The organism is Pseudomonas palmensis, assembly GCF_049942755.1.
In the GTDB taxonomy this organism is placed as follows: Bacteria; Pseudomonadota; Gammaproteobacteria; order Pseudomonadales; family Pseudomonadaceae; genus Aquipseudomonas; species Aquipseudomonas palmensis.
The window spans coordinates 2,639,531-2,652,068 of the sequence record NZ_CP187958.1 but is presented as its reverse complement, the minus strand read 5'-3'; the positions used below and the strand labels follow the sequence as shown (position 1 = coordinate 2,652,068).

The window sequence follows — 12,538 nt, the reverse complement described above, 5'->3', positions numbered from 1 at the left end:
CTGCGCACGCCACGCAAAGGTGCGTTTACGACATGGCCCTTGTAGTCGGCGATTTGATAGTTGGTTTAGAGTGCTTGCCTGCGTCGACCACAGGACAGTGCAATGACAGAACAAAGCCAGCAATTTGCCAGCGACAACTATTCCGGCATCTGCCCCGAAGCCTGGGCGGCGATGGACAAGGCCAACCAGGGCCACGAACGCGCCTACGGCGACGACCAGTGGACCGCCAAGGCCTCCGACCACTTTCGCAAACTGTTCGAGACCGACTGCGAGGTGTTCTTCGCCTTCAACGGCACCGCCGCCAACTCCCTGGCCCTGTCGTCCCTGTGCCAGAGCTACCACAGCGTGATCTGCTCCGAGACCGCCCACGTCGAGACCGACGAATGCGGCGCGCCGGAGTTCTTCTCCAACGGCTCCAAGCTGCTCACCGCCCGCAGCGAAAACGGCAAGCTCACGCCCGAGTCCATCCGCGAAGTGGCGCTCAAGCGCCAGGACATCCACTACCCCAAGCCACGCGTGGTGACCATCACCCAGGCCACCGAAGTGGGCAGCGTGTATCGGCCCGAAGAGCTCAAGGCGATCAGCGCCACCTGCAAGGAACTGGGCCTTAACCTGCACATGGACGGCGCGCGCTTCAGCAATGCCTGCGCGTTCCTGGGCTGCTCGCCGGCCGAACTGACCTGGAAGGCCGGCATCGACGTGCTGTGCTTTGGCGGCACCAAGAACGGCATGGCGGTGGGCGAGGCGATCCTGTTCTTCAACCGCAAGCTGGCCGAAGACTTCGACTACCGCTGCAAGCAGGCCGGGCAGCTGGCGTCGAAGATGCGCTTTCTGTCGGCGCCGTGGGTGGGGTTGCTCGAAGACGGTGCGTGGCTGCGCCATGCGCAGCACGCCAACCACTGCGCGCAGTTGCTCAGCGGGCTGGTGGCGGACATCCCGGCGGTGCAGTTGATGTTCCCGGTAGAAGCCAACGGGGTGTTTCTGCAGATGCCGGAGCCGGCACTGGAAGCGCTGCGCGCCAAGGGCTGGCGCTTCTACACCTTCATCGGCAGCGGCGGCGCACGGTTCATGTGCTCGTGGGACACCGACGAGGCACGGGTGCGCGAGCTGGCGGCGGATATTCGTGCGGTAACGCTGGGTCGCTGATGGCCCCTTCGCCGGCAAGGCCGGCCCCTACAGACACCGCCAACCTGTAGGAGCCGGCCTTGCCGGCGAAGCAATCACCCTGATCTAGAGCCTGAACCCACCCATCTGCCGCGCCAGGTCATCAGCCAGCCCGCGCAACGCCTGGCAATCCACCTGACACGCCTCCACCTGCGCCACCGTCTGGCGCGCCAGGTCGGAAATCCCCTGCACGTTGCGGTTGATCTCCTCGGTCACCGCCGACTGCTCCTCGGTGGCCGTGGCCACCTGCAGGTTCATGTCGGTGATGTGTTCCACCTGCCCGGTAATGGTGGTCAACGACGCTCCGGTCTGCTGGCTCGACGCCACGCCGGTGCCGGTCGCCGCCTGCCCCGCCTGCATCGACGCCACCGCGCTGCCCGCCCCCTGCTTGAGGCGCTGGATCATCTGCTGCACCTCGTCGGTGGACACCTGGGTGCGCTGGGCCAGGGTACGTACCTCGTCGGCCACCACAGCGAAGCCACGGCCCATCTCCCCGGCCCGCGCCGCCTCGATCGCCGCGTTCAACGCCAGCAGGTTGGTCTGCTCGGAAATGCTGCGGATCACCGCCAGCACCTCGTCGATGGACGCCACCTCCTGCGCCAGTTGGCCAACCGCACTGGCCGCCACGCCGATCTCGCCCGACATGCCTTCGATGTGCGCAATCGAGCGCTGCACCACCTCGCGCGCCTGCAACGCTTCGGTGCGCGCGGTCTGCGAGGCGTGCGCGGCCTGGCCGGCATTCTGCGCGATGTCCTGCACGGTGAGGCCCATCTGGTGCACGGCAGTGGCCACCATCTCGGTCATCTCCTGCTGGCGATGGGAGCGCCCGGCGGTGTCCTCCACCACCGCGCTCACCTGCCCCACGGCGCTGCGCAGGTGCTCGGTGGTGCGCAGCACCTCGCCGATCAGGTCGCGCTGGCTGTCCAGAAAACGGTTGAAACCCCGGGCCAGGTCGCCCAGTTCATCGGCCCGCGACTCGTCCAGGCGCTGGGTCAGGTCGCCACCGCCCTGGGCAATCGCGGTCAGCGCACCGGTCACCCGGCGCAGCGGGCGCACGATGCCGCGCGCCAGCCATACCACCAGCAGCAGCGACAGCAACGCCACCGCCGCGCCGATCAGGCTGGTGAGCCACACGGCCTGGTTCACCTGGGCGTAGATCTGCGCCTCGGGCACCTCGGCCACCAGGGTCCAGTTCAGGTCGCGCAGCGGCAGGCTCAGGGCCAGGTAGGTCTCGCCATCGCGCTCGAAGCGGCTCTGCTGCAGGCCCTCGTGCGGGGTCAACGCACGCTGGGCGGCGCCTTCGCCGATCTGCTCGGCCAACTGGCGCTTGCCACTGAACTCGGACTGCGGGTGCACCTGGATCAGGCCATCGCCGCGCACCAGGAACACCCGGCCGCGCTCACCGAAACTGAAGTCGTGGATCAGTTGGGACAACTCGGTCATGCGCAGGCCCAGCCCGGCAATGCCCACCAGCTGGCCGGCTTTTTCCACCCGAAAGTCGATGAACAGCGCCAGGTCGCCACTGCTGATGTCCGTGTCGATATTGAGCAGGCGCGGCTTGCCGCTGTCGATGAACCCGAAGAACCACGAGTCCTTCGGGTTGTCGCGGCTCAAGGTGCGGTCCAGACCGCCCTGGTTGTAGTAGTGATTGCTGCGCGTGGCGGCGAACAGCGCGGTGAACGCCTGGTTGTGCACACGCACCGACTCCAGGTACTCGACGAACGCACCGGCCTGTTCGGGGGGCTCCCCCGCTGCCAGCCAGTCGCGCAACAGGGTGTTGTTGGCAATGTCGGCCGCCGCCGTCAGAGGCCGGCCCAACATGCGCTCGATATCGTTGCGCATGGCCTCGATACTCGCCGGCAGCGCCGTCTCCACCAGGTAGCGCTCGGTCAGTCGATTGACCGCCACGGTGTAGATACCAACCACGATCAGAATGCTCGCCACCAGGGCCGCGCCCATGCTTGCGATCAATTGCCACTGGATACTGCGCCGCCAGAACTGCATGAATTTCCCCTGAGTTAAACCAGCCGTGTACCGCAAACACCAGGCCAATTGTATACAACAGAAAATACAATGCTAGCAGTCAGCCACACTCGGGCCGCTCACTGCCCCCAGGGGTCAGTGAGCCAGCACAGTAAAGAGGGAATGCACGCGAGGGGGAAATCAGCTGTTGCCGATTGTCCGGGCAATGACGTCGACCGTGGCGCTGACTTGCTCTTGATAACGGTCGAGGGCTTCCTGATGTGCCTGTTGCAGTTCGATCTGCTGCGAGCACAGGTTCAGGGCGGCCAGCACCAGCAACTTGTCGCCGATCAGCGACGGGTACTTGCGCTTGGTATCGGCCAGGGAGGCCTTGAGCATCTGCACCGCCTGCGCCAGGGTCTGCTCCTGACCTTCAGGGGCCTTGATCGAATAGTCATTGCCCATTATCGACACGACATTGATCGACTGCGCGGTGGTCTTCATGCGGTAACGGCGCCGCCACCGGCACGTTCAACCAGCGCCTGGATACGCGCGGCGGTTGCACCTTGCTTCTCTTCCTGCTCCATCAGGCTCAGTTGCAGGCTTTCGTTCTCGTCCTTGGCCTGGGCCAGTTCGTCGCTCAGCTGCGCGTTGCGCTCGGCCAGGTCGAGGTTCTTCTGCACCAGGTCGTTGACCAGTTGCTCCAGTTGACTCAGGGATGTTTCCAGCATGATTGCGTTCTCACGGTTTTTCAGGGGGCGCACACGATAAAGAAATCTCACCGCACTCGCCAGGGATATCGGGGCCAGAGCCTCGACCGGGTGCAGATTGACCCGTCGATCGGCAACCGGTTCCAGCGCTTGGTCGGATGCCGGGGTAAAAAAAATGACCGGTGGTTCACATTTAGTTACATGCCCCCTCAAGTCTGCCCTGCTTTGACCGATAGGCAATAAGAGTTGCCCCACGACGCATGGACCGCGCGCATTCCTATTCCCTGCCGGATAAAACCATGTCATTACGTAACATGAACATCGCCCCGCGCGCACTTCTGGGGTTTTCGCTGATCGGCGCCCTGATGCTTGCATTGGGCATCTTTGCCCTCAACCAGATGGGGCAGATACGCAAGGCCGGCGAAGCCATCGAACAGATCAGCGTGCCCAGCATCACCAACCTCGACCAGCTCACCCAACTCACCCTGCGCCTGCGCACGTTGTCCTACCGCCTGCTGCTCAACCGCGAAGCCGCCACCCTGCAGGACACCGTGCAACTGCTGGCCAAGCGCAATGCCCAGATCGACGAAGCGCGCCGGGCCTACGAGCCACTGATCGAAGGCGACGAGGAACGGGGCGCGTACAACCAGTACGTGCAGCTGCTCAACCAGTACCGCCAGCTCGAAAACCGCATGGTAAGCCTGTCGCAGGCCGGTGATGTGGAAGCACTGCGCAGCCTGATCAACCACGACCTGCTCGACAACTCCGAGCAGATCAGCGCAGTCACCGATCGCCTGGTCAAGATCAACACCGATCAGACCCGTGTGACCAACCAGACCGCCGCCACGCAATACGACACGGCCTTCACCCTGGTGATCGTGCTGCTGGTGGCCGCCACCGCACTGACCCTGCTGTGCGCGCTGCTGCTCACCCGCAGCATCGTCAAGCCGATCGACGAAGCGCTGCAGGCGGCCGAGCTGATCGCCGATGGCAACCTGACCAAACCGATCAACACCACCGGTACCGACGAAGCGGCGCGCCTGCTGCATGCCATGGGCAAGATGCAGCACAAGCTGCGCGACACCCTGCAGCAGATTGCCGGCTCCGCCACCCAGCTGGCCTCGGCGGCCGAAGAGCTGAATGCAGTCACCGACGAAAGCGCACGCGGCCTGCAGCAGCAGAACAACGAGATCCAGCAGGCCGCCACTGCCGTCACCGAGATGACCAGCGCGGTGGAAGAAGTGGCACGCAACGCGGTGAGCACATCCGAGGCGTCCAAGCAGGCCACCCGCTCGGCCGGCGACGGTCGCGACCTGGTCATGGAGACCGTCAGCGCCATCGAGCGCATGAGTGCCGACGTGCAGGGTACTGCCGAGCTGATCGGCAACCTGGCCGGCGAGTCGCGTGACATCGGCAAGGTGCTCGATGTGATCCGCGGCCTGGCCGACCAGACCAACCTGCTGGCCCTCAACGCCGCCATCGAGGCGGCGCGTGCCGGTGAAGCCGGGCGCGGCTTCGCCGTGGTCGCCGACGAAGTGCGCGCCCTGGCCCACCGGACCCAGCAGTCGACCAGCGAAATCGAGCGCATGATCGGCAGCATCCAGGGCGGTACCGAACAGGCGGTGAACTCGATGCGCCACAGCACCGAACGCGCCGAGTCGACCCTGAGCATCGCCCGCGGCGCCGGCCTGTCGCTGGAGACCATCACCACCGCGGTGGCCGAAATCAACGAACGCAACCTGGTGATCGCCAGCGCCGCCGAAGAGCAGGCCCAGGTGGCCCGCGAAGTGGACCGCAACCTGGTGAACATCAACGACCTGTCGGTGCAGTCGGCCACCGGCGCACACCAGACCAGCGCCGCGAGTGCCGAACTGTCTCGCCTGGCGGTGGGCCTGAACGGCCTGGTCGCACGCTTCAGCGTGTAGGTCGCCACCGGGCCCCGGCGCAGTGCGCGCCGGGCGCCCGGTTTTTTTCGATCGGCCCCCGCTCGCCGTCGAAAACACTATCTCGTCAGACTTATCTAAAGTTGCTCACAAACTATTCCTAATATTAAGTAGGAATATTCACTGCACTTTAACTTCGGCATCAAAAACCTCACGCCGCACGATAACTTTTCGCAATAACCTCCCCGCATTGCAGACTGGCATAAATACCAGTTTACAAATCAGAATGGCTCTACATCGGACATTACAGACACTTTCAGGCAAGTACCTGCGCGCTCGCTGAAAGTGTGTCGTTGTTCCGTTAGTTGCAGCTTCATCTAACCTCATCAGCATTGAAACTTTCGCCCGAATGCCTGGGAACGCCATGAACAATGCGGCACCTGCACCTGAAACGTCAGGCCTGAAGATAGAAACCCGTACCATCCACCCGGTGCCCCTTGACGAGCGTCACGGCAAGGCCTGGCACCTGGGCCCCTTCTGGTTCACCGGCAACTTCGTACTCACCACCATGGTCACCGGCTTCGTCGGGCCCGCCCTGGGTCTGGCCGCCTGGCAGGCGGTGCTGGCGATCCTGCTCGGGGTGGCCCTGGGCACCCTGTGCATGGCCCTGCATGCCAACCAGGGCCCGCGCCTTGGCCTGCCACAGATGATCCAGTCCCGTGCCCAGTTCGGCCTGCGAGGCGCCGTGCTGCCGTTCATGGCGGTGGTGTGCGTGTACATCGGCTTCAACGTGTTCAACGTGATCCTGGCCACCGATGCACTGACCACTGTGCTGCCGGGTAGCGATGCCTTCTGGTACGCACTGCTGATCGCGGTGGCCGTGGTGATCGCCGTGGTCGGGCACGACCTGCTGCACACCGTGCAGCGCTGGCTCACCTACCTGCTGATCGGCGTGTTCGGCCTGCTCACCCTGGCAGCGCTGCTGTTGCTGGAGGCCGACACCGTTCAGCGCCAGCTGCAGTTTTCCTGGTCGGGCTTTCTCATCCAGCTGTCGGCCGCCGCCGGCTACCAGATCAGCTACTCGGTGTATGTCTCGGACTACTCGCGCTACCTGCCGCCCAGCACCTCGGCGCGCAAGGTGGTGCTATGGACCTATCTGGGCGCCGCAGGCTCTGCGGTGTGGCTGATGTCGCTGGGCGCACTGGTAGCCTCGGCAGTGGTGGCGCCCGAAGCCATCAGCAGCCTGCAACACCTGGGCAACCGCTTCCTGCCCGGCTTCGGCACCTTCGCGATCCTGATGGCGGTGCCGGCGCTGGTGGGCATCATGGCCGTCAACTGCTACGGCGCGCTGCTGACCGGCATCAGCGCGATCACCGCGTTTCGCCCGCTGGCGCCGGGGCTGGCCGGGCGTGCCCTGGGCCTGGGCGGCATTGGCGCGGTGGTGTACCTCACCGCCATCGCGTTGCCCGACAGCTACCTCGACAGCTTCAACCTGTTCCTGCAACTGATGCTGTATGTGCTGGTGCCCTGGAGTGCAATCAATCTCACCGACTACTACCTGTTGCGCAAAGGCAACTACGTGATCCCGGCCATGTTCGACCCGGCGGGCGAATACGGCCAGTGGGCCTGGGCCGGCATCCTGGCCTACCTGGGGGGGCTGCTGGCGATGCTGCCCTTCGTGTCGCTGGCCGGCGTGCAAGGGCCGGTGGCGGTGGCGTTGTCCGGCGCCGACCTGGCCTTCGTTCCCGGCTTCATCATTTCGGCCCTGCTGTACTGGCTCCTGATGCGCCACCTGCCCGGCACCCCGCCGCCCCCGGTCGCCGAGCGCAAGGCGCCGCAGCCATGACCCCATCCCCGCAAACCGTGCGTGTCGGGTGCTACCAGCTGGCGCCGGCCATTGCCAATCCAAGCTACAACCTCGACCGTACCCGGGTGGCCATCGCCGAGGCCGCCGAGCGCGGCGCGCAACTGCTGGTACTGCCCGAGCTGGCGCAGAGCGGCTACGCGTTCTACGACCGCGAAGAGGCCCACGCGCTGTCCGAGCCCCGTGACGGGCCGACCCTCGAGGCCTGGGCCCGGCAGGCCGCCAAGTACCAGATCATCGTGGTGGGCGGCTTCTGCGAGCGCCTGCCCGACGGCCAGGTGGCCAACAGCTCGGTGCTGATCGAGCCCGACGGCCGACGCACCTTCTACCGCAAGGCCCACCTGTGGGACCGCGAAACGCAGATCTTCACCCCCGGCAGCGAGCCGCCGCCGGTGGTGGACACCCACCTGGGGCGCATCGGCATGATGATCTGCTACGACCTGGAGTTTCCCGAATGGGTGCGCCTGGCGGCGCTGCGCGGTGCCCAGCTGCTGTGCGCACCGGTGAACTGGCCGGACACCTCCCGGCCCGGCTTCCAGCGCCCGGCCGAGGTCATCCGGGTTCAGGCCAGCGCCTCGGTGAACCGGCTGTTCGTCATTGCCTGCGACCGCTGTGGCGAGGAGCGCGGGGTTGGCTGGGTGGGCGGTTCGACCCTCACCGATGCCGACGGCTATGTGCTCAAGGGCGGCAAGCGTGTCGGCAAGAAGCAGCTGCTGCTGGCCGACATCAGGCTGGGCCAGGCACTGGACAAGCAGATCAGCGACCACAACCACGTGCTGGCCGACCGGCGCCCTGCGCTGTACCACGAGCTGCTGCGCGACTAGAACTCGATGCGCACGTCACCACGCGGCACGCTGCAGCACGACAGGATATAGCCTTCGGCCTCGTCGTCCTCGGTGATGCCGCCGTTGTGCTCCATGTCCACCTCGCCACCCAGCTTGAGCACCTTGCAGGTGCCGCAGATACCCATGCCGCAGGCCTTGGGGATCATCAGCCCGAGCTTGGCGGCTGCCGCATGCACCGTCTCGCCCGGCGCCACGCGGATGCTCTTGCCGCTGGCGGTGAACTCCACCTGGTGCTGGTCGGCCACGTCCACCTCGGCGGCCTCGGCGGCCTGCTCGGCGTTCTCTACCGCATCGGCCTTGGCCTCGGGAGGCGTGGCGCCGAACGACTCCTCATGGTAGCGCTGCATGTCATAGCCGCTGGCTTCGAGCATGCGCTTGACCGCGTTCATGTAGGGCGTAGGCCCGCAGCAGAAGATCTCGCGTTCCAGGTAATCGGGCGCGATCAGCTCCATCAGCTTCTGGTTCAGGTAGCCGCGATAACCGGCCCATGCCTCGCCCAGGCCATGCTTCTCGCAGATGATGTGCAGGCTGAAGTTGTCGATCCGCGAGGCCATGTGCTCCAGCTCGCGGTGGTAGATGATGTCCTTGGGCGAACGCGCGCTGTGCACGAACACCATGTCGACATTGGCATTGGTGTCATAGAACCAGCGCGCCATGGACATCACCGGGGTGATGCCCACCCCGCCGCTCAGGTACAGCACCCTGGGGCTGGGGAAGTCCATCGCGTTGAACAACCCCACCGGCCCGTGCACGGCCAGCTCCTGGCCTTCATGCAGGGTGTCGTGCAGCCAGTTGGAAACCTTGCCGCCGGGTACGCGCTTGATGGTCACCGAAAAGCTGTAGGGCACCGAGGGCGAGCTGGAGATGGTGTACGAGCGCATGATCGGCTGACCGTCGATTTCCAGCTCCAGGGTCACGAACTGCCCGGGCTTGAAGAAGAACAGGATCGGCTGGTCGGCCATGAAGCAGAAGGTGCGCACATCCCAGGTTTCCTGAATGACCTTGACGCAGCGCACGGTATGCCGGCCGTTGGCCCAGGTCTGAGTGGTCACCGGGTTGAGGAAGTTGTTCGACATGCTCGTCTCCGCGGCCGATCGGGGCCTGTTATGGCGACGATGATGCGCAAGGTGCAGGCGGCGCACATTCCTGTTCGCGACATCGGCGTACTTATCGCGACCAGCCCCCGCCCACAAGGGCTCGCGCGTCGGGAACGGATCTGGCCATGTCGCCCATGGGCATGGTTGCCGGCGCGGGCGAACGCACACTCCATCGCACATCAACCTGCTGTCTGAGCCCTGCGTCGCCACACGAACGATTAGCCACTTTCGCGGCCCGCACGGGCCATGAGGACCTGAACGATGGACGTCACCGCAACCTTGAGCCTGGGCGACCCACTGGACGCTGCACGCAAGGCCACCGCCGACATGCTGCAGACCCGCGAGCGCACCTTCTCGCTGCCGCAACCCTTCTACACCGATGAGCGGCTGTTCCAGATCGACATGCAGGAGATTTTCCACAAGGAATGGCTGATTGCAGGCATGACCTGCGAGATCCCGGCCAAGGGCAACTACCTGACCCTGCAGATCGGCAAGAACCCGATCATCGTGATCCGCGGTGCCGAGGGCAAGGTGCATGCCTTCCACAACGTGTGCCGCCACCGTGGCTCGCGCCTGTGTACCAGCGACAAGGGCAAGGTGGCCAAGCTGGTGTGCCACTACCACCAGTGGACCTACGAGCTGGACGGGCGGCTGCTGTTCGCCGGCACCGAGATGGGCGACGACTTCGACATGCAGCAGTACGGTCTCAAGCCGGTGAACGTGAAGACCGCCGGTGGCTACATCTTCGTCAGCCTGGCCGACAACCCGCCGGCCATCGATGACTTCCTCGCCACCCTGGCCCATTACATGGAGCCCTACGACATGGAGAACACCAAGGTGGCGGTGCAGACCACCCTGATGGAAAAGGCCAACTGGAAGCTGGTGCTGGAGAACAATCGCGAGTGCTACCACTGCAACGCCTCGCACCCGGAGCTGCTCAAGACCCTGCTCGAATGGGACGACGTCACCGACCCGCGCGCCGACCAGGCGTTCAAGGATCACGTGGCGGCCAGCGCTGCGGCGTGGGACGCGGAGAAGATCCCCTATGCGCATGCCAGCTTCGGCCTGCGCAACCGTATCGTGCGCATGCCCCTGCTCAAGGGCACGCTGTCGATGACCCTGGACGGCAAGCTGGGCTGCCAGAAACTGATGGGGCGCATCCAGAACCCCGACCTGGGCTCGATGCGCATCCTGCACCTGCCGCATTCGTGGAACCACTGCATGGGTGATCACATCATCGTGTTCACGGTATGGCCGATCAGTGCCCAGGAGAGCATGGTCACCACCAAGTGGCTGGTGCACAAGGATGCGGTTGAGGGCGTGGACTACGACCCGGCGCGCATGCGCCAGGTGTGGGACGCAACCAACGACCAGGACCGGCGCCTGGCCGAAGAGAACCAGCGCGGCATCAACTCGACGGCGTATCAGCCGGGGCCGTATTCGAAAACCTACGAGTTTGGCGTGGTGAATTTCGTGGACTGGTACAGCGAGCGGATGCTGAGCAACCTGGGCGCGGCGCCGGCGCCGTATCTGAAGGGCGTGGCGGCGCAGTAGTCCCATTCGCCGGCAAGCCCGGCTCCTACGCATCAACTGTAGGAGCCGGCCTTGCCGGCGAAGAACCCCATACAATCTGTACAAATTTTGACCAACACCCGCAAACCCCAGCCCCTACTGCCCCATACCTACTCCACCAACACTTTATCCACAGCCACACCCACAGCAATTGTGGGCAACCCTTGTGGAAAACTTCCGCCCAGCGCCGTTCAATCCACAGCGTACAATAGATCAAAAAGTGATCAAATCTCTGTAAGCCTTTGAATACGTGCCCCCCAGCACTGCACGAACACCTTATCCACAAAGCCGCCAACAGACTTTGTGTGCAAGTAGCCCTCATTGCAAAACCCATGTGGATAAACCGCCGAAACCCCCGATTTTCGCTGCCGCGTGAGTATTTCGCGGTGGATTGACGAGGTTTTGTGCGTTTTTTGATCAAATAGCTGAACACCTTTAACCACGTGACCTGCAGCCATGTCCGAACAGATTATCCACAGAGCCGCCAACAAGGATTGTGAGCAAAACTGCCGTCTCGCTGGACGACGGGCATGAAAAAACCGCGAAAAATTCGCGGCGTGTATTGATCACTATTTGAACAATAGCCTGCAGGCCACGGTTGACGTGGCCTGCAGCCATAGGCAAACACTTTATCCACAGAACCGCCAACAGCCTTTGTGCACAACCCTTCAGCGCAGCACACCCTCCTCCACCAACAGCTTCAGGATCGCCTCGGCGCCTTCGCTCGGGGTCACGCCCTTGAGTACCTGTCCACCGCCGCCACTGGCCTTCGCCGTGGCGGCTTTCATGCGGTCGGCACCGCTCTTGGCCTTGATTACCTTGAGGCGTTTGGGCCGGGGTCTGGCCGGCTGCAATACAGCATCTGTGAATAACTCGTCCTCCACCACCGCCACCTCATGGGCCGCCAACAGCCCGCGTTGCGCCGGCCCATAGGCGCTCTGGCGCGGCACCGGCGCGGCGTTATCCACAGTGGCGAGCATCGGCAGGCGCACGCTCAGGCGACGCCGCTGCCCCCGTGGCAGGGCCTGCAGCACCTGGGCCACGCCATTGTGGATGGATTCCACCTGCGCCAGCCCCACCACCAGCGGCCAGCCCAGGCGCTCGGCCAGCAGAAACGGCAGCATGCCCGAGCCTTCGCCGGTTTCGGCCTGGCTGCCGCTCAGCACCAACTGTGCCCCCGCCTCGCGCAGGTAGTCGCCGAGCACGCCCAGCACATCGGCGCCTGCGGGCTGCTGCAACACGTCCAGCTGCGCCAGCCCCATGCCCAGGTACGCGCGCAGCGCAGGCTCGTACGGGTCGCCGGCATGCAGCACCTGCAGGTTATCCCCAGCCAGTTGCAACCCCAGCTCCACGGCCCGCGCATCCTGTTCGGCGCGGCGCATGCGCCCCGAGGTGGGGTGGGCGCCGATCGAGACCAGGCTGATGACCTTGATGTTCATGA

10 protein-coding genes and 2 pseudogenes are annotated in these 12,538 nt (G+C 64.5%); 6 read left to right on the top strand and 6 right to left on the bottom strand.

The features are described 5' to 3' along the window. Positions 1-102: 102 nt before the first annotated feature. On the top strand, positions 103-1,146 hold the full coding sequence (locus ACPRTJ_RS12165; RefSeq protein ID WP_043863633.1) for a low specificity L-threonine aldolase: 1,044 nt from the start codon (positions 103-105) through the stop codon (positions 1,144-1,146). 84 nt (positions 1,147-1,230) lie between these two features. Here ACPRTJ_RS12165 and ACPRTJ_RS12160 read toward each other — a convergent pair whose 3' ends face one another. The 4 genes and pseudogenes from ACPRTJ_RS12160 to ACPRTJ_RS12145 form a co-directional block, all read right to left on the bottom strand. After that, on the bottom strand, positions 1,231-1,935 hold the full coding sequence (locus ACPRTJ_RS12160; protein WP_426429114.1) for a methyl-accepting chemotaxis protein: 705 nt from the start codon (positions 1,933-1,935) through the stop codon (positions 1,231-1,233). Between the two features lie 204 nt (positions 1,936-2,139). Next, positions 2,140-2,985 (bottom strand): annotated as a pseudogene (locus ACPRTJ_RS12155) (cache domain-containing protein); the annotation flags it as partial. A 342-nt stretch (positions 2,986-3,327) separates the two neighbouring features. Continuing rightward, positions 3,328-3,630 (bottom strand): cell division protein ZapA, encoded by a 303-nt coding sequence (locus ACPRTJ_RS12150; RefSeq protein ID WP_043863631.1) that lies wholly within the window; start codon positions 3,628-3,630, stop codon positions 3,328-3,330. Beyond that, complete coding sequence (locus ACPRTJ_RS12145; protein ID WP_043863630.1) at positions 3,627-3,857, bottom strand: hypothetical protein; 231 nt, start codon at positions 3,855-3,857, stop codon at positions 3,627-3,629. Before ACPRTJ_RS12145 ends, ACPRTJ_RS12150 begins: the two co-directional genes overlap by 4 nt. Positions 3,858-4,096: 239 nt before the next feature. Here ACPRTJ_RS12145 and ACPRTJ_RS12140 point away from each other — a divergent pair. From ACPRTJ_RS12140 to ACPRTJ_RS12125, 4 genes and pseudogenes are all read left to right on the top strand, one after another. Then, positions 4,097-4,858 (top strand): annotated as a pseudogene (locus tag ACPRTJ_RS12140) (MCP four helix bundle domain-containing protein); the annotation flags it as partial. Positions 4,859-4,888: 30 nt separating this feature from the next. After that, positions 4,889-5,761, top strand: coding sequence for a methyl-accepting chemotaxis protein (locus ACPRTJ_RS12135; RefSeq protein WP_404940729.1), 873 nt, complete (start codon positions 4,889-4,891; stop codon positions 5,759-5,761). Positions 5,762-6,143: 382 nt separating this feature from the next. After that, positions 6,144-7,565 (top strand): purine-cytosine permease family protein, encoded by a 1,422-nt coding sequence (locus ACPRTJ_RS12130; protein ID WP_426428935.1) that lies wholly within the window; start codon positions 6,144-6,146, stop codon positions 7,563-7,565. Further along, a complete protein-coding gene (locus tag ACPRTJ_RS12125; RefSeq protein ID WP_058541803.1) occupies positions 7,562-8,407 on the top strand; it encodes a nitrilase-related carbon-nitrogen hydrolase in 846 nt (281 codons plus the stop codon). Before ACPRTJ_RS12130 ends, ACPRTJ_RS12125 begins: the two co-directional genes overlap by 4 nt. Here the strand turns inward: ACPRTJ_RS12125 and gbcB are convergent. Further along, positions 8,404-9,504 carry a glycine-betaine demethylase subunit GbcB gene (gbcB, locus tag ACPRTJ_RS12120; RefSeq protein ID WP_043863626.1) on the bottom strand — a complete coding sequence of 367 codons (1,101 nt, stop codon included), beginning with the start codon at positions 9,502-9,504 and terminating at the stop codon, positions 8,404-8,406. The genes ACPRTJ_RS12125 and gbcB overlap by 4 nt on opposite strands. 282 nt (positions 9,505-9,786) lie before the next feature. On the opposite strand from gbcB, the gene gbcA reads away from it, so the two are divergent. Beyond that, positions 9,787-11,079 carry a glycine-betaine demethylase subunit GbcA gene (gbcA, locus tag ACPRTJ_RS12115; RefSeq protein WP_043863625.1) on the top strand — a complete coding sequence of 431 codons (1,293 nt, stop codon included), beginning with the start codon at positions 9,787-9,789 and terminating at the stop codon, positions 11,077-11,079. A 686-nt stretch (positions 11,080-11,765) separates the two neighbouring features. Here gbcA and ACPRTJ_RS12110 read toward each other — a convergent pair. Next, positions 11,766-12,536: an electron transfer flavoprotein subunit beta gene (locus ACPRTJ_RS12110; RefSeq protein WP_426428932.1), complete on the bottom strand. Its 771-nt coding sequence runs from the start codon at positions 12,534-12,536 to the stop codon at positions 11,766-11,768. Between the last annotated feature and the right edge of the window lie 2 nt (positions 12,537-12,538).

What these genes read in the sequence shown, in the direction of transcription:
- ACPRTJ_RS12165 (WP_043863633.1), top strand. Translation starts at nt 103, where the DNA reads ATGACAGAACAAAGCCAGCAATTTGCCAGCGACAACTATTCCGGCATC.
- ACPRTJ_RS12160 (WP_426429114.1), bottom strand. Translation starts at nt 1,935, where the DNA reads ATGGGCCTCACCGTGCAGGACATCGCGCAGAATGCCGGCCAGGCCGCG.
- ACPRTJ_RS12150 (WP_043863631.1), bottom strand. Translation starts at nt 3,630, where the DNA reads ATGAAGACCACCGCGCAGTCGATCAATGTCGTGTCGATAATGGGCAAT.
- ACPRTJ_RS12145 (WP_043863630.1), bottom strand. Translation starts at nt 3,857, where the DNA reads ATGCTGGAAACATCCCTGAGTCAACTGGAGCAACTGGTCAACGACCTG.
- ACPRTJ_RS12135 (WP_404940729.1), top strand. Translation starts at nt 4,889, where the DNA reads ATGGGCAAGATGCAGCACAAGCTGCGCGACACCCTGCAGCAGATTGCC.
- ACPRTJ_RS12130 (WP_426428935.1), top strand. Translation starts at nt 6,144, where the DNA reads ATGAACAATGCGGCACCTGCACCTGAAACGTCAGGCCTGAAGATAGAA.
- ACPRTJ_RS12125 (WP_058541803.1), top strand. Translation starts at nt 7,562, where the DNA reads ATGACCCCATCCCCGCAAACCGTGCGTGTCGGGTGCTACCAGCTGGCG.
- gbcB (WP_043863626.1), bottom strand. Translation starts at nt 9,504, where the DNA reads ATGTCGAACAACTTCCTCAACCCGGTGACCACTCAGACCTGGGCCAAC.
- gbcA (WP_043863625.1), top strand. Translation starts at nt 9,787, where the DNA reads ATGGACGTCACCGCAACCTTGAGCCTGGGCGACCCACTGGACGCTGCA.
- ACPRTJ_RS12110 (WP_426428932.1), bottom strand. Translation starts at nt 12,536, where the DNA reads ATGAACATCAAGGTCATCAGCCTGGTCTCGATCGGCGCCCACCCCACC.